Source organism: Ruegeria sp. CDSA033, assembly GCF_059612305.1.
Map to the genome: position 1 here is coordinate 105,621 of NZ_JBXWQI010000006.1, position 16,179 is coordinate 121,799.

Annotated in this window: 19 protein-coding genes; 14 read left to right on the plus strand and 5 right to left on the minus strand. The window is 58.4% G+C overall.

Features of this window, described 5'->3' with window-relative positions; all coding sequences use genetic code 11:
- The first annotated feature begins 44 nt into the window (after positions 1–44).
- The gene (locus AC2FLA_RS10550) at positions 45–497 is read left to right on the plus strand and encodes a GAF domain-containing protein (protein ID WP_496722041.1); all 453 of its coding nucleotides are present in this window, start codon (positions 45–47) and stop codon (positions 495–497) included.
- 50 nt (positions 498–547) lie between these two features.
- On the opposite strand, the gene AC2FLA_RS10555 is transcribed toward AC2FLA_RS10550, so the two are convergent.
- Together AC2FLA_RS10555 and AC2FLA_RS10560 are read right to left on the minus strand one after the other, a co-directional pair.
- Positions 548–937 (minus strand): SHOCT domain-containing protein, encoded by a 390-nt coding sequence (locus AC2FLA_RS10555; protein ID WP_058279764.1) that lies wholly within the window; start codon positions 935–937, stop codon positions 548–550.
- A 112-nt stretch (positions 938–1,049) separates the two neighbouring features.
- On the minus strand, positions 1,050–1,331 hold the full coding sequence (locus tag AC2FLA_RS10560) for a DUF1294 domain-containing protein (RefSeq protein WP_496722043.1): 282 nt from the start codon (positions 1,329–1,331) through the stop codon (positions 1,050–1,052).
- 117 nt (positions 1,332–1,448) lie between these two features.
- On the opposite strand from AC2FLA_RS10560, the gene AC2FLA_RS10565 reads away from it, so the two are divergent.
- The 10 genes from AC2FLA_RS10565 to rarD all read left to right on the plus strand — a co-directional run bounded on the left by AC2FLA_RS10565 (position 1,449) and on the right by rarD (position 12,527).
- Positions 1,449–2,018, plus strand: a complete 570-nt coding sequence (locus tag AC2FLA_RS10565) for a helix-turn-helix domain-containing protein (protein WP_472724551.1) — start codon at positions 1,449–1,451, stop codon at positions 2,016–2,018.
- Complete coding sequence (locus AC2FLA_RS10570; RefSeq protein WP_496722045.1) at positions 2,018–2,641, plus strand: LysE family translocator; 624 nt, start codon at positions 2,018–2,020, stop codon at positions 2,639–2,641. The genes AC2FLA_RS10565 and AC2FLA_RS10570 overlap by 1 nt, the downstream gene beginning before the upstream one ends.
- A gap of 4 nt (positions 2,642–2,645) precedes the next feature.
- Positions 2,646–3,026 carry a GFA family protein gene (locus AC2FLA_RS10575; protein ID WP_496722047.1) on the plus strand — a complete coding sequence of 127 codons (381 nt, stop codon included), beginning with the start codon at positions 2,646–2,648 and terminating at the stop codon, positions 3,024–3,026.
- 15 nt (positions 3,027–3,041) lie between these two features.
- A complete protein-coding gene (locus tag AC2FLA_RS10580) occupies positions 3,042–5,492 on the plus strand; it encodes a GcvT family protein (protein WP_496722049.1) in 2,451 nt (816 codons plus the stop codon).
- A gap of 18 nt (positions 5,493–5,510) precedes the next feature.
- Positions 5,511–5,987, plus strand: a complete 477-nt coding sequence (locus AC2FLA_RS10585) for a cupin domain-containing protein (protein ID WP_282120300.1) — start codon at positions 5,511–5,513, stop codon at positions 5,985–5,987.
- A gap of 2 nt (positions 5,988–5,989) precedes the next feature.
- Entirely contained in the window at positions 5,990–7,042 is a 1,053-nt protein-coding gene (locus tag AC2FLA_RS10590; RefSeq protein ID WP_496722051.1) for an alcohol dehydrogenase family protein, read from the plus strand.
- 12 nt (positions 7,043–7,054) lie between these two features.
- The gene (locus AC2FLA_RS10595; protein ID WP_496722053.1) at positions 7,055–7,948 is read left to right on the plus strand and encodes a homocysteine S-methyltransferase family protein; all 894 of its coding nucleotides are present in this window, start codon (positions 7,055–7,057) and stop codon (positions 7,946–7,948) included.
- 10 nt (positions 7,949–7,958) lie between these two features.
- The gene (locus AC2FLA_RS10600; protein ID WP_496722055.1) at positions 7,959–8,933 is read left to right on the plus strand and encodes a GlxA family transcriptional regulator; all 975 of its coding nucleotides are present in this window, start codon (positions 7,959–7,961) and stop codon (positions 8,931–8,933) included.
- 89 nt (positions 8,934–9,022) lie between these two features.
- Entirely contained in the window at positions 9,023–11,476 is a 2,454-nt protein-coding gene (locus AC2FLA_RS10605; RefSeq protein WP_496722057.1) for a GcvT family protein, read from the plus strand.
- 145 nt (positions 11,477–11,621) lie between these two features.
- On the plus strand, positions 11,622–12,527 hold the full coding sequence (rarD, locus tag AC2FLA_RS10610) for an EamA family transporter RarD (protein ID WP_496706391.1): 906 nt from the start codon (positions 11,622–11,624) through the stop codon (positions 12,525–12,527).
- Here rarD and AC2FLA_RS10615 read toward each other — a convergent pair.
- Together AC2FLA_RS10615 and AC2FLA_RS10620 are read right to left on the minus strand one after the other, a co-directional pair.
- A complete protein-coding gene (locus tag AC2FLA_RS10615; protein ID WP_496722059.1) occupies positions 12,518–13,228 on the minus strand; it encodes an SGNH/GDSL hydrolase family protein in 711 nt (236 codons plus the stop codon). The genes rarD and AC2FLA_RS10615 overlap by 10 nt on opposite strands.
- A gap of 2 nt (positions 13,229–13,230) precedes the next feature.
- A complete protein-coding gene (locus AC2FLA_RS10620; RefSeq protein ID WP_058279776.1) occupies positions 13,231–13,641 on the minus strand; it encodes a nuclear transport factor 2 family protein in 411 nt (136 codons plus the stop codon).
- A gap of 98 nt (positions 13,642–13,739) precedes the next feature.
- On the opposite strand from AC2FLA_RS10620, the gene AC2FLA_RS10625 reads away from it, so the two are divergent.
- Positions 13,740–14,387 carry an RluA family pseudouridine synthase gene (locus tag AC2FLA_RS10625; RefSeq protein WP_496722061.1) on the plus strand — a complete coding sequence of 216 codons (648 nt, stop codon included), beginning with the start codon at positions 13,740–13,742 and terminating at the stop codon, positions 14,385–14,387.
- Between the two features lie 2 nt (positions 14,388–14,389).
- Here AC2FLA_RS10625 and AC2FLA_RS10630 read toward each other — a convergent pair whose 3' ends face one another.
- A complete protein-coding gene (locus tag AC2FLA_RS10630) occupies positions 14,390–14,575 on the minus strand; it encodes a hypothetical protein (protein ID WP_496722063.1) in 186 nt (61 codons plus the stop codon).
- 103 nt (positions 14,576–14,678) lie between these two features.
- On the opposite strand from AC2FLA_RS10630, the gene AC2FLA_RS10635 reads away from it, so the two are divergent.
- Both AC2FLA_RS10635 and AC2FLA_RS10640 read left to right on the plus strand, forming a co-directional pair.
- A complete protein-coding gene (locus AC2FLA_RS10635) occupies positions 14,679–15,368 on the plus strand; it encodes a helix-turn-helix transcriptional regulator (protein ID WP_496722065.1) in 690 nt (229 codons plus the stop codon).
- 108 nt (positions 15,369–15,476) lie between these two features.
- Entirely contained in the window at positions 15,477–16,148 is a 672-nt protein-coding gene (locus AC2FLA_RS10640) for a YiaD family glycine zipper/OmpA-like lipoprotein (RefSeq protein WP_058272535.1), read from the plus strand.
- Positions 16,149–16,179: the final 31 nt, after the last annotated feature.

Sequence of the window (16,179 nt, forward strand, 5' to 3'; positions counted from 1 at the left end):
TTTTTCCAAATACTCCGGCGCAAACCCCTGCCACGAGTTCCGACATGACAGCTGATTACGATACACTTGCCAAAACCATCGCGGCCCTGACCGAGGGTGAAGCCGATAACGTGGCCCTGATGGCCACCATCGCGTGCGAGGTGCATCATTCCGATGATCGTTTTGACTGGACAGGCTTCTACCGTGTCACCGAGCCGGGGCTTTTGAAGATCGGACCCTATCAGGGTGGGCACGGCTGTCTGGTCATCCCGTTCGACCGCGGTGTCTGTGGCGCTGCCGCCCGTACGGGCGAGGTACAGTTGGTGCCGGATGTGGATGCGTTTCCGGGCCATATCGCCTGCGCATCTTCGACCAGATCCGAGGTGGTTCTGCCTGTGCACAACGCCGCCGGTGACGTCATTGCGGTGTTCGATATCGACAGTGATCAACCCAACGCGTTCAATGAACAAGACGCAAGGAAACTGAGCGAAATTCTGGCCGGCGTATTCGCCAAGTAAAAATGGCCGGGGGCGTACCCCCGGCCATTTTGATTAGTGTGTGTTTCCTATCAGGTGCTCAGAAGCTTGGCTTTCTGCGCTGCAAATTCCTCATCCGTCAGAACGCCTTTTTCCTTGAGCGCAGCAAGCCGTTCCAGTTCATCCGCAGCAGATACTGTGGCTACCGAGCGGATATAGTCCTTTTGCGCCTGTTCGATCTGGCTCATGGCCTCGGCATTGTGCTGGTGCATCTTGTCGCCGCGGACGATCAGGTAAGCCAGAACGCCCATCCATGGAATCAGGATGACAAAGGCGATCCAGACTGCCTTTCCACCGCCGCTTAGGTCCTTAGAGCGGAAGACATCGGCCACAACCGAAATCATCACCCAGAACCAGGCCACCATCAGGAACAGCCAGAAGATTGACCAGACTATGTCGAAAAAGCCGATACCGTTGTCCATTTGTCATTCAACCCTTTGCGAATGCGTAAGAATAATCATATTCAGATAGAATGAGAGTGTAGCAGACAGTTTCCCAAATGGTTAGCACCTAATCCCTGATGGAAATCTCGCGCTAGACCAGGCTGGGCAATTCCAAGGCCGCCAGAAGATAGGCCAGGACAGCCTGAGCGCCGAAAATCCCAAAGATGTAGTATGAAAACAGCCGCTTGCGGGTTTTGTGTCTGAAAATCCACCGCCCCAGCAATGCGCCTGGACTGCCGCCCAGCGCCGCCAACCACAATAGCTTTCGTTCCGGGATACGCCTTTTCCGCCGTCTTGTCCGCAGTTTATCCCAGCCAAAGGCAAGCAAAGTCAGGGTGTTGACGACCCACAGATAAATCACCGCAATCCACATGGTTGACGGATATCCAAACAATGTCGTGGACCCAAGTGAAAAAATTCTTGGTTTTTTCACGGAATCAATGCATCGTGAAAAACGAGGAGAAAATTTCACCAAACCCCGGAGTGTTCAGTGAACAGCCAAGCCCCGCACAGCGCCACACTCGGAGCCGATCTTCGGGCTTTGCGTAAGGCGCGTGGGTTGACGCTGACCGAGATCGCTGCACGTCTGGGTCGGTCTGTTGGTTGGCTTAGCCAAGTCGAGCGCGACAAGTCCGACCCCTCAATTTCCGACCTGCGCCAGATTGCCGAATGTCTGGGCGTGCCGATGTCGATGCTGTTCGCGCATTCCTCCGCTCCGGCAGATGAGCAGGGGTATGTGGTGCGCGCCGGAACGCGCCGCCCGATGGGGTCCGGTGAGGAAGGGTTGATCGAAGAACTGCTGTCGCCCGATCTGACCGATGATTTCGAAATGGTGCATTCCACGTTCAAACCACGTTCAAAAATGCAAACTCCGGCCAACCGACCAACGCAGGAGGTAGGGTACATGGTGTCAGGGCGGTTGGAACTGACGATCAGTGGGCGCCAGTTTTCGGTCGGCCCCGGCGACAGCTTTCGGATCAAACATGAACCCTATCAATGGTCGAACCCCTATGATGAGCCCGCAGTGGCCATCTGGGTTATCGCCCCGCCGGTGTACTGATGAGCTTTGAAGCCTGGACCATATTCGCATTGTTCTGGGTGGTGTTCGTCACCACTCCGGGTCCGAATGCGGTAAACTGCATCTCGAACGGAATGAGTCTGCCGTTTCCCAAAGCGATGCTGGGTGTGCTGGCGATTCTAACGCAGGCCAGCGTGTTTCTAATTTTGTCAGCACTAGGTGTGACCGCGTTGATCGCAGCCTCCCCAACCGGGTTTTTCATCGCCAAACTGGTTGGTGCAGGGTTCCTGATCTGGGTTGGGGTTCGCGGATGGATGAATGCATCGCGTCCGGCGCCAGTTACCGAACGCCCCGCGCGTCACGTGTATCTACACGCACTGGCGGTCGCGACGATCAATCCCAAAAGCGTGGCAGGGTATCTCGCCGCCTTTTCGCAATTTGTGCAACCGGATGTGCCGATTTGGCAGCAGATGGTCGTCATCATGCCCACGGCGCTGGTCATTACCACGCTCAGCTACACCGGGTTCACCGTGATGGGCACATTGATGGGCAAAGCGGCGCTGGGCGCTGTGTTCAACACATGGGTGCGCCGTGTCATGGCCGCCTGTTTCATCATCTATGGCGTGTTGCTGGGGGCCAGCTCCACGCCCACAGCAAGGGGGTAGTCACATGCAAACTGGTTCTTGCCTCTGCGGCGCAGTCGCGTTCACGATTGACGGAGAGCTTTCACCGCCTTCGGCCTGCCATTGCGGTCAATGCCGCAAGCAGTCCGGCCATGTTTGGTCTTCGACCTGGACACATCAGGATAACCTCAGCTTCACCGCCAGCGATACGCTTACGTGGTTCCGCGCTTCGGACACCGCCCGCCGCGGTTTCTGCCGTTCCTGCGGCTCGTTCCTCTTTTGGCAGCACAATGACGAGGACACGATTTCGATTTCCATGGGGGCTTTCGATACGCCCACCGGATTACAGCTCGCCCGGCACATCTTTGTGGCCGACAAGGGCGATTATTACGACATCACAGACGATCTGCCCCAACGGGCACAGTAACAAGGATCAAGACCAATGAGCGATTTTCCGACAAAAGCCCGCGTGGTTGTTATCGGTGGCGGTGTGGTGGGGGCCTCCTCGCTGTATCATCTGGCCAAGAAGGGCTGGACCGACTGTGTCCTGCTGGAAAAGAACGAATTGACCGCAGGCTCGACCTGGCACGCGGCGGGTAACGTTCCTACGTTCTCGAATTCATGGGCGATCATGAACATGCAGCGATACTCGACCGAGCTGTATTCGCGTCTGGGCGAAGAGGTCGACTATCCGATGAACTACCACGTTTCCGGCTCGATCCGTCTGGCGCACAGCAAAGAGCGGATGCAAGAGTTCGAACACGCCATGGCGATGGGACGCTATCAAGGCATCCCGATGGAGATGTGGACCCCGGAAGAAGCTAAAGAGCGCTATCCATTCCTAGAAACGCACGATCTTGAGGGCGTTCTGTACGATCCCACCGATGGTGACATTGATCCGGCGCAGCTGACACAGGCGCTGGCCAAGGGTGCCCGTGACATGGGCCAGAAGATTATCCGCTTTTGCCCGGCAACTGGCGTAACTCAGCACGACGACGGCACCTGGACCGTACACACCGACAAAGGCGATATAGCCTGCGACTATGTTGTGAACGCCGCTGGGTATTACGCGCAGCGCGTGGGAGAGTGGTTCAAGCCCTTTGGCGGCCGCACAGTTCCCGCGATGGTGATGAGCCACCAGTATTTGCTGACCGACGAAGTGCCAGAAATTGAAGAATGGTCCAAAGCGAACGGTGGTAAGAAACTGCCACTGCTGCGCGACGTGGATATCTCATACTACCTGCGGCAGGAAAAGAATGGCTTCAACCTTGGTCCGTATGAGCCTAACTGCAAGGGCCACTGGATGACTGAAGACGATGCTATGCCCGAGGATTTCTCGTTCCAGCTGTGGAACGATGATCTGGACCGCATCGAGGATATCGTCACTGACGCGATGGAACGGGTTCCGCTGATGGCAACCTCGGGCGTTGGCCGTGTCATCAACGGCCCGATCCCATATGCACCGGATGGGCTGCCGCTGATCGGCCCGATGCCGGGAGTTAGAAACGCGTTCGAAGCGCACACCTTTACTTTCGGCATCGCGCAGGGCGGTGGCGCGGGCAAAGTGCTGGCCGAATGGATCGTCGATGGCGCGACCGAATGGGACATGTGGGCCGTCGATCCGCGCCGCTACACCGACTACACAGATCAGGACTACTGCAACCAGAAAGGTCTGGAAGTTTATGGCAACGAATACGCCATGCACTTCCCTCATCACGAATGGCCTGCCGCACGCGACAAGAAACTGTCGCCGGTGCATGACAAGGTCAAAGCGCTGGGCGGCGTGATGGGTGCCTATAACGGATGGGAGCGCGCCAACTGGTTCGCAAAGCCGGGCGACGACACGTCGCTTGATGCCACCCATACCTGGGGTCGGTCCGGCCCGTGGGAGCAGCGGATCCAAGAAGAATGCGAGGCCGTGCGAGATGATTGTGGAGTGCTGGATCTGCCAGGCTTCTCGCGCTTCATGGTCAAGGGAGAGGGCGCCGCTGAGGCGTTGCGCGGTCTCGCAACCGGAGGGCTGCCAAAGGTTGGCCGGATGAACCTCATCTATGTCTCTGATGATCGTGGCCGCATTCTGACCGAGATGTCCTGTATCCGTCTGGGCGAGGACGAATTCGTCATGATCACCGCCGCCACTGCGCAATGGCATGACCGTGACATCCTGATGAACGCAATGCCTGCCAGTGTGTCGATCGAGGACGTGACAACCTCGCGTGACACTCTGATCGTCACGGGCCCGAAATCGCGCGAAACCCTGTCGAACCTGACAGATGCCGATCTGACCACTGGTTGGCTGACCCACCAGTCCGCCACGGTTGCAGGCCAGCCCGCCTACCTGATCCGCGTCTCCTTTGCCGGTGAACTAGGATGGGAAGTGCATGCCCTGAACGAGCATATGCCTGCGATCTATGACGCGATCATCGGCGCCGGTGCCACGCCGTTCGGGATGTATGCCCTGAACTCACTGCGTATCGAAAAAGGCTATCGGGCATGGAAGGGTGACCTGTCGACCGACTACTCTCTGCTGGAAGGTGGGCTGGAGCGGTTCGTCAAACTCGACAAGCCGCAGGACTTCCCCGGCAAGGCCGCGATCCTGAACGAAAAGCAGCAGGGCGTAAAAAAGGCCTTTGTCACCATTACAGTGGATGCAGGAGACTGCGACGCGCCCTACATGTCCTGCATCTGGCAGAACGGCGAGATCGTGGGCGAGACCACTTCGGGCGCATGGGGTTACCGCGTCGGCAAGTCCATCGCGCTGGGCATGGTCAAGGCCGAGCTTGCCAACCCCGGCACCGAGCTTGAAGTCGAAATCTACGGCCAAAAGTGCCGCGCCGTGGTAGAGCAGGATCAGCCGCTCTGGGATCCTGAGAACGAGCGGTTGCGCGCTTAAACTCTCACGGAGACCGCCATGAGCAAACGATACGCCAAACTGGGACCCGGTGAGGGTCTCAACTATGACTGGGAAAACGACCACACTTTTGTGAAAGTTTCCGGCCAGGACACGGATGGCGCATACACGCTTATGGAAGACAATCTGAAGGCCAGCTTCGCGCTTGGCCTTCATCGCCATGATACCCACGCCGAGACTTTTTACTTTCTGGAAGGCGCGGTGGAATTCTACGTTGATGGCGACTGGCATCGCTGTACGCCCGGCACAACCATGCATGTGCCACCCGGAGTACCCCATGCGTGTCGCGTCGCCGATGGCGCGCCCGCCAGAATGCTGATGATCTTTCAGCCCTCGGGGTTCGACGGGTTTCTGGCTGAACTGGCAAAAATGACCGAGGCTGACTTTGCAGATGAGGCGAAAATGGCCGAGCTGAACGCGCGTTACGACATTGTGCCGATGGGGCCGGTTCCAGCCCATCCGGAAGACAGGGTCTAAAGATGACCACGCCCACGAAAATGTCCGGCGTTTACCTGACGCGCCACGGCGGTCTCGAAGCGCTGGAATGGCGCGAGGATATTCCGGTCCCAACGCCTGGTCCGGGGCAGGTTCTGGTTCGGGTCGCGGCTGCAGGGGTAAACAACACCGACATCAATACACGGGTCGGCTGGTATTCCTCGGACGTGACCGGGGCAACGGACGCCGTTGATCAGGATGTTGATGCCGGAGGCTGGGGAGGTGCGTTGGCGTTTCCGCGCATTCAGGGTGGCGATCTATGTGGGATAGTCGAATTGGCAGGGCAAGAGACCGGGTTTCAAGCCGGGCAACGGGTGACTTGCCCGATCAACTTGCCGCGCCCACGCCCCGGCAATCCGACTGGCTTTATCGCATTAGGCTCTGAAATCGACGGAGCATTTGCGCAATATTGTCTGGTTCAGGCCGACGACCTGTACGACGTGACGACCTCACCTCTGTCAGATGTCGAAATCGCCGCCATCCCCTGTGCATTTGGCACAGCCGAAAATCTATTGACCCGTGCTGGCGTGACTGCCGGGCATAAGGTGCTGGTTACCGGTGCCTCGGGTGGCGTGGGCCTTGCCGCCGTGCAACTGGCGGCGCTACGTGGGGCGACGGTTTGGGGCGTTACGGGTTCAGCCAAGGCCGAGGTGGTCAAAGCGCAGGGGGCCGTGGACACCTTTGACCGCAACGCGCCGCTGCCCAAGGACATGTTCGACGTCGTGATCGACGTTGTCGGAGGCCCGGCATGGCCCGGTCTGATCTTGGCCCTGAAACCCGGCGGTCATTATGCCGTTTCCGGGGCAATCGCGGGGCCGATAGTGCAGGCTGACCTTCGCGAGATCTACCTGCGCGACATCACGATTCACGGCTGCACACATCAGGCATTTGAAGTCTTTGGTCGTCTTGTCGAGATGATGAATGCGGGCCGCATCAAGCCTTTGGTTTCCAAGACCTATCCATTAAGAGGCATCGCCAAGGCGCAGGAGGACTTTCAGTCCAAGGCGCTGCCGGGAAAACTCGTTCTAATTCCGTAGGGAGGTTGGCAAATGGCAGATATCACGCTTCTTGATGGCTCGATTGGGCAAGAACTGGTCAAACGCAGTGGGGACAAACCCACCCCGCTGTGGTCGACGCGCGTAATGATCGACCATCCCGAATTGGTGCAAGAGGTCCACGCCGAATACTTCCGCCGTGGCGCAACGGTTGCCACGACCAATACTTACGCGGTCCATCGTTCTCGGTTGGAGCGCCTGGGCATGGAAAGCCAACTGCCCGAGCTGATCCATGCTGCGGTTACTCAGGCGAACCGGGCGCGAAAGGACAGTTCCCGTCGCATCGCTGGCGCGCTGGGCCCTTTGCTGGCGTCTTATCGTCCCGATCTGAAACCCGACGTGGAAGACGCTGCGAAAAAATTTGCCGAGTTGGTTAACCTCATGTCCGATCACGTTGATCTTTTCCTGATCGAAACCGTGTCCTCGGTGCAAGAGGCCGAAGGGGCTTTGCGTGGTACAAAGGATGCGGGCAAGCCGGTCTGGCTGGCTCTGTCGGTCATGGACGATGATGGATCGCGCCTGCGATCCGGAGAACCGCTTGGAGATATTGCGCCCCTTGTTGAGCAATTCTCCCCTGACGCTGTTCTGATAAACTGTTCGCGCCCCGAGGCTATTCCCGCCGCGCTCAAGGTCATAGCCACGATGAGGCGACCATTTGGGGCCTATGCAAACGGGTTCACAGGGATTGCACAGGATTTCCTGAAAGACGCGCCGACTGTCGACGTGTTGACACAACGCCACGATCTTGGACCTGAGGCTTATGCCGATCATGCCATGGAATGGGTAGCGCAGGGGGCAACAATAGTTGGCGGATGCTGCGAAGTCGGGCCGGACCACATTGAGGTCCTTGCCGACCGATTGCGGTCCGCTGGGCACCGGATTGTCTGAGAGGAAAGTGATGCCATCGCCGTCGAACATCCCGGCTTCTAACGCGCAGCGACATTTCGACATCGTTGTCGCGCCGGGCTATGTGCTGCTGGAACTGGCGTCATTGGTTGAGGTGCTGCGGTTGGCCAACCGCGTTTGTCCGAGCCCGCCATTCACCTATGCCTATCGCTCTCTGAGGGGTGGCCCGGTCGCCAGCAGCAGCGAGGCGACGATCCAGACCGACAGCATTCCGTCGCAGCCCAACGCGGACTATTTGTTCGTCATTGGAAATTCCGACCCCGATCATCCTGATCTGTCGCTGGGGCGTGTTGTGTCGGATTATACTTTCCGCGGTGCACAGGTCTTTTTGCTGTCCGAAGCTGCAAGTCGCTATATTGACGAGCAGGGGACCGAGGACATGTCGACCCACTGGGAGAACGCGTCCTTCCTGCGTGAACGTCGCGCCCAGTTCGAGGCCAAACTGTCGATTGCAACAGAACAGGGCGCCGTGGTGACCTGCGCCGGGATGGAGGCCACTACCGATGTCGCGCTGGCGGTGATCGGGCGCCACATCTCAGGGCCAACAAGAATGACCGTGGCCGACATCATGCTGCACGAAAACATCCGGGATTTCTCGTCTCTCCAGCCGTTTTCCGGATCAAAGACCACTGCTACCGGTGATGCCAAACTGGACCAGTGCATCAAGGTGATGCAGGCCAATATCGAAGACCCGCTGCCGATTAACGAAATCGTCGAAGCGCTAAAGCTTTCGAACCGATCGCTGGAACGGAAGTTCAAGAACTATTTCGGAACCACGCCAAACGGCTTTTATCGCGAAATGCGGCTGGCCAAGGCCAATAACCTGCTGCTGAACACAACGATGAGTGTTCGAGAAATTGGTCTTGCCTGCGGGTTTCCCAACGGTTTCTCGTCGGTCTACAAAAGCTTCTTCGGCGTGACACCCTTTGTGCTGAGACGTGAAAAACGGCAAGTCAAACAACGTTGATTTTTGCAAATGGGCTGACGTTTTTCGTGCATTCTGTGTCGCTCTTCCGTGTCATTTTGGGTGGAAACTCATAAAGCGGAATCATGAGAATGGCTGATCTTCCAAACAAGGCCCGTGTTGTCATTATCGGTGGTGGTGTCATCGGATGTTCGGTGGCGTATCACCTGACCAAGAAAGGCTGGAAAGACGTTGTCCTTCTGGAGCGTAAGCAGCTGACCAGCGGCACGACCTGGCATGCGGCGGGTCTGATCGCCCAGCTGCGCGCAACGGCGAACATGACAAAGCTGGCGAAGTACAGCCAGGAACTCTATGGCTCGCTCGAAGAAGAAACCGGTGTGGCCACAGGTTTTAAACGCTGTGGATCAATCACCGTTGCGCTAACCGAAGAGCGCAAAGAAGAGATCTACCGTCAGGCTGCCATGGCGCGCGCTTTCGGCGTCGAGGTCGAAGAAATCGAGAATGAACGTGTTCAGGAGCTGTATCCCCACATCAACCTCGAAGGCGTGAAGGGTGCTGTTTACTTGCCGCTGGACGGTCAGGGTGACCCGGCCAACATCGCCTTGGCATTGGCCAAGGGCGCCCGTCAGCGTGGCGGTATCGTCAAAGAACGTGTGAAAGTCACCGAAATCGTCAAGCTGGGCCGCAAGGTAACTGGTGTAGACTGGGTCGCAGATGACGGCAGCGCTTCGGGTCATATCGAATGCGACATGGTGGTGAACTGCGCGGGTATGTGGGGGCATCAGGTCGGCCAGATGGCTGGTGTGAACGTGCCGTTGCACGCCTGCGAACACTTCTACATCGTCACCGAAAGTATCGACGGTTTGACCCAGTTGCCAGTTCTGCGCGTTCCCGATGAATGCGCGTATTACAAAGAGGACGCAGGTAAAATCCTGTTGGGTGCATTTGAACCGAATGCCAAGCCCTGGGCGATGGACGGTATTCCTGACACCTTTGAATTCGACCAGCTGCCCGAGGATTTCGACCATTTCGAACCGATCCTCGAAGCTGCATGTGAACGTATGCCGATGCTGGCCGAAGCGGGTATTCACACCTTCTTCAACGGGCCCGAGTCGTTTACCCCCGATGACGCCTATCACCTGGGTCTGGCACCCGAGATGGACAACGTCTGGGTCGCAGCGGGCTTCAACTCGATCGGCATCCAGTCCGCCGGTGGCGCTGGCATGGCGCTGGCCGAATGGATGGACAGCGGTGAAAAGCCTTTCGATCTGGGCGACGTGGACATCAGCCGGATGCAGCCGTTCCAGGGCAATAAGCAGTACCTGTTTGAGCGCTCGAAAGAGACCCTAGGCCTGCTATACGCTGACCATTATCCCTATCGCCAAAAGGCCACCGCGCGCGGCGTGCGTCGGACCCCGTTCCACCACCACCTGCTGGAACAGGGCGCGGTCATGGGCGAACTGGCAGGCTGGGAACGTGCCAACTGGTTCGCAAATGAAGGGCAGGAGCGGGAATACCAGTACAGCTGGAAACGCCAGAACTGGTTCGAAAACTCGGCCGCCGAGCACAAAGCCGTACGCGAAAACGTTGGTATGTATGACATGTCGTCGTTCGGCAAGATCCGCGTCGACGGTCCTGATGCCGAAGCGTTCATGAACTATATTGGTGGCGGCGACTACTCGGTGCCGAATGGCAAGATCGTCTATACCCAGTTCCTTAACCGCACAGGCGGGATTGAGGCGGACGTGACCGTCACCCGCCTGACCGAGACCGCTTATCTGGTGGTGACCCCCGCAGCGACCCGTTTGGCTGACCAGAGCTGGATGCAGCGCCATGCGGGCAACTTCAACGTCGTCGTCACTGATGTTACTGCGGGTGAGGGTGTTCTGGCCATTATGGGTCCAAATGCGCGTACGCTGCTTGAAAAGGTCTCGCCCAACGATTTCACCAACGCGACCAATCCGTTTGGCACCGCGCAGGACATCGAGGTTGGCATGGGTCTGGCCCGTGCCCACCGCGTGACCTATGTCGGTGAGCTTGGCTGGGAAATCTATGTCTCGTCCGACATGGCGGGACATGTGTTCGAAACCCTGCACGAGGCCGGACAGGACATGGGGCTAACACTATGCGGCATGCATATGATGGACAGCGCCCGGATCGAAAAAGGCTTCCGCCACTTCGGCCACGACATCACTTGTGAGGACCATGTGGTCGACGCCGGTCTTGGTTTTGCGGTCAAGGTCGACAAGGGCAGCGATTTCATCGGGCGTGAGGCGGTGATTGCGCGCAAGGAAAGCGGACCGCATAACCGCCTGGTTCAGTTCAAGCTGACCGATCCGGAACCGCTGTTGTTCCATAACGAGCCGATCATCCGGGATGGCGAGTATGTGGGCTATCTGTCCTCAGGCAACTATGGCCACACGCTGGGCGGTGCGATCGGTCTGGGTTATGTGCCCTGCGAAGGCGAAAAGGCCGCTGACGTTTTGGCCTCGACCTACGAGATCGATGTGTGCGGCGTCAAAGTCAAAGCCGAGGCTTCGCTCAAGCCGATGTACGACCCAAAATCCGAGCGCGTTAAAGTTTAGCGCCAAGGTTCGACACACGGGGCGCTTTAGCGCCCCGTTTTCTTGGTACATATCAATTTTCTTGATGCGACCGTTCACGGTTTTCGCAGTTTCCAAACCCTCCGGAACAGCCGTATAGACAAACGGTATCACCCGGAGATCCATGATGGCGGACGTCGCAACACCACCCCAGAATGAGGACACGCCAAAAGGATTGGCTCTGGCGGTGACCGCCTACGTTCTATGGGGTTTCCTGCCGCTTTACATGAAAGCTCTGGCGCATATCGGGCCGGTCGAGATCGTGGCGCATCGGATTGTATGGTCGGTGCCTGTGGCCGGGCTGTTGCTGGTGGCGCTAGGGCGAACCGGGGATTTGAAGGCTGCCTTACAAAACCCGAAAATGCTGGGCATGGCCTGTCTGACAGCGGCTTTGATCTCGGTGAATTGGGCCATTTACGTCTGGGCGATTGCCAGCGGTAACGCGTTGGACGCAGCGTTGGGCTATTACATCAACCCGCTGTTCAGCATTGCGCTAGGGGCAATCCTGTTACGTGAGCCTTTGAATCGTACGCAATTGGCGGCGGTGGGGTTAGCTGCTTTGGGTGTGCTGGTATTGATCGTCGAAGCGGGTCGGCTGCCGTGGGCTGCGCTGGCCCTGACGGTCAGTTGGGGTTTTTATGCTTTCTTCAAACGCTCGCTGCCCATCGGTCCCAATCAGGGTTTTCTGCTTGAGGTTCTGATCCTGCTGATCCCAGCCTTGGTCTACATCACCTGGTTAGGGGCAAAAGGAACCGGCCACTTTGGCGCTGCCGCCGGGGACACCATGCTGCTGGCCTGTGCCGGCATTGTCACCGCTGTTCCGCTGCTGGTCTATGCCAACGGGGCAAAATTGGTGCGGTTGTCCACAATGGGTATCCTGCAATACATCGCGCCAACGATGATCTTTATCACTGCGATTACCGTGTTCGGGGAACAGATCGATCGGGGCCGTATGATCGCCTTCCCGCTGATCTGGGCGGCTTTGGTGGTCTATACGATCCCGATGATCCGTCAGATGCGGGGTCAGCGCTGATGCAATAAGTCGGCCGCGGCCTCCGCCCACAAGCGATAGGCTTTGGGGCTTGGGTGATATCCGTCCGGAGCAGCCAGTGCCGGGTCATCCGGAAACTCCAATGACAGGTGCCGGGCTTGCGGAAATGCCGCAGCGGCCTTTTGCAAACCCTGATCCAGCCGGGCCGCCTGTCGCCCCAGTGCCCAGGCCAGCGGCTGGGGCAGGGCCGGAAAACGGTTCATCTGCGGCACAGCGGTAACCACGACACGGCGAACACCCAGTTTGCTCGTCAGATGATCCAGAAGTTGGGTCTGCAAACCCGTGAACTTTTGCCGGGATACTCCACGCGTGACGTCGTTGACACCCAAGGCTGTCACGGCGGCGTCATAGCTGCCTTCAAGGCGGTTCAATCGTTCCAGCGTATCCTGTGTTGTGTGACCCGTCGTCGCCTCCAGTCGCCACTCCACGCTGTAATGGCAGGCCAACCGCGCCACGAGAAACCCCGATAGTGCCTGTTGCTGTCGCCCAGCCCCCACACCGGCGGCCGAGCTGTCACCAGCGATGAGCAGCCGCAACCGGGGGCCGCGCCCTTCGCGCCCTTGGCGCGGGCCGGACGGTTCGGGCAGCAGCTGAGCGTTACGACGCACGGAAATCGCCTGTGCTGCCAGAACCGGCAACAGTGGGACACGCAATATCTGATCGGCGGCAATCGGGGCCGTCATGGTTAGCTGAGCGCATTTTTGTATTCGAGGAAGCGGGCGTCCGTCATAACCCGAGCCATCATCGCCTCGCGCAGGGCGCCAATGGTCTTATAAGGGCGCATGACGACCTCGAATTCCTGTATCAGACCCTCATCGTTCAATGTGATCAGATCGACGCCGACCGCGTCCAGATCCCCGACCTTGCACTGAAACTCCAACGCCCAATCTTTGCCTTCACCCATAATCCGGCGATAGCGGAAGTCGGAAAACACCTGTCCCACATGTCCTAAAACAGCCGCCACCGGTTCGCGTCCGGTCCAGGTGCTGTAGTAAGTTGGCGGGGAAAACCGTACGTCTTCGGCCAGCAATTCGTGGATCAGGGTTTCATCGCCTTTGGCGACAACGTCTTGCATGCGCGCGATTGTGGGGTGCATGGGTTCTCCTCCGATTTTGGGCCTGAGAGTTGCTGAACCGATCCGTTCAGGCAAGCCCGACGTTGCGGGAACCTACGCCGTGCGATAGGCAGGCGCGCATGAGCGAGACCTATGATCCCCCGAATACGCCGTTGGAAGTGCTGCATGAGGATGCGCAGCTAATCGTGGTGAACAAGCCCTCGGGGTTGTTGTCTGTACCGGGGCGTGGCGCGCATCTGGCCGATTGCCTGTTGACCCGCGTGCAGGCGGCATTTCCGCAGGCCCTTCTGGTGCACCGGCTGGACCGGGATACGTCGGGTGTCATGGTGTTTGCCCAGTCACCGCACGCACAGCGGCATCTGAGCATGCAGTTTGAAAAGCGCCAGACCCGCAAGACCTATGTCGCGCGCGTTTGGGGGCGCATCGAGCAAAAGTCCGGAACCGTCGATCTGCCGTTGATCGTGGATTGGCCCAACCGTCCGCGCCAGATGGTCTGTCATGAGACTGGAAAACCCGCCGTCACGGATTGGCGGTTTGTGAAATTCGAAGGTGAGACAACGCGCGTCCGATTGTTCCCAAAAACGGGCAGGTCGCATCAACTGCGCGTTCATATGCTGGCGCTGGGCCACCCGATTCTGGGCGATCCATTCTACGCCGAGGGCGAAGCGCGCGATTTCCCGCGTCTGATGCTGCATTCTGAGGAATTGCGCCTGAAAAGCCCCGAGGGCGGAGTTTCGATGAAATTCCGCGCCCCGGCTGATTTCTGACCTCAGGCCGTGCTTGTCCACAGCATCTTGAGGTTGCCCAGCGAGAACCGCTTGGTCCGTTTGCGCGGTGCGCAGGGCTGACGGGCAGCCATAATTTCACGTTCGATCTCGAACGCGCGCAAGGTGTGATCCTGCGCCCAGCGGTCCTGTTTCAATGTCATCATCACGTGATTGTCGAGGTATGGCATGTTCGACCTCCTTTGGTTTGTTTTCCAAAGATCGCTGATCACTCCTGACACCACCCTGTCAGGGGCGTGTGCTAGTGTGTCAGCAGAATGACTGGAGAACCTTATGCGCCGCTCGACCCGCCTGTTTGAAATCATCCAGATCCTGCGCTCGGCCGATGTGCCCGTGACGGCGGAGGCACTGGCAGAAAAGCTCGAAGTGTCAGCGCGTACCGTCTATCGCGATATCGCCGCTTTGCAGGCACAGCGAACCCCGATCGAGGGTGAAGCCGGCGTGGGATACCTGATGCGGCGGGGATATGACCTGCCACCGTTGAATTTCGACGCTGAAGAGGTCGAAGCACTGTGGGTCGGGTTGTCGATGCTGGCGCGCACAGGGGATAGCACCCTGCAACAGGCTGCAGACCGCGTATGCCGCAAGATCGACGCTTTGCGCGCGCCTGCGGATTGGCTGCAGGTCGCCCCATGGGGTGCGCCGATGGACGATCCGGCCAAGGGGTGCGTGCCTGTCGTAAACTATCGCGAGGCCATCCGCTCTGAAAGCAAAATTCGCATCACCTATGTGAACGCCGAAGGTGAGCGAACCGAGCGGGTCGTCAGACCCGTCGCCCTGATCTACCACATCGAATGCACGATGTTGGCGGCGTGGTGCGAGCTGAGGAATGGGTTTCGCCATTTTCGTACGGATCGCATCTGGGCCTGCGACGTGACAGACGATCATTTCTGCGGGCAGGGGGAGCCTCTGCGAGCGATCTGGCAAGACCAGAACCAATTGGATCCTGTTGAACGGCGGTAATTTGCCGACTTCACCCGATTGTTGCTTGAGCCTAAGATAATGTAACGCGATATACTGCGCCAAACAAAGCGGGTTCGGTGAACGGGCCCCAGAGCAGAAGGTGATTTCATGACGATTTCCAAGAGTGTTCTTGCCGCAGGGCTGTGTTCGGCCATGTTTTTGGGGGCCTGTACGGACCCCGGCACATTGAACCTGCCCTCGGACCCGAACCAGAACGCCAAGCAGGGTGCACTCCTCGGCGGTCTGATCGGCGCGGGTGTCGGCGCGATTGCCAATGGATCTGATCCGCTTTTGGGCGCGGTGGCAGGCGGTGCGATCGGTGCGGCAGGGGGTGGCCTGATCGGCAATCAACTGGACAAACAAGCAGCAGAACTGCGTCAGCAACTGGCCAATCAGGGCATCATCGTTACCAACGCTGGCGACCGACTGATTGTGACCGTCCCGAATGATATCACCTTTGACACCGACAGCGCGACCGTGCGCCCGGCACTGCGGGCCGATCTGGTCCGGGTGGGGCAGAATCTGGTGAATTACCCCAACTCGAACGTGCAGGTCATCGGCAATACCGACAGCGACGGCGACGCAGCATATAATCAGGGTCTGTCTGAACGCCGCGCGCGGTCTGTCGCCGATATTCTTCAAGCCAATGGCGTAAGTGGTGCACGCATCTCAACCATCGGCCAGGGCGAAAACCGCCCGATTGCCTCTAACCTGACGCCCGAGGGGAAGGCCCAGAACCGCCGGGTCGACATCGAGATCATTCCGAACGGAAACACATAATGACATGGGCACTTTCGGGTGCCCATTTTTC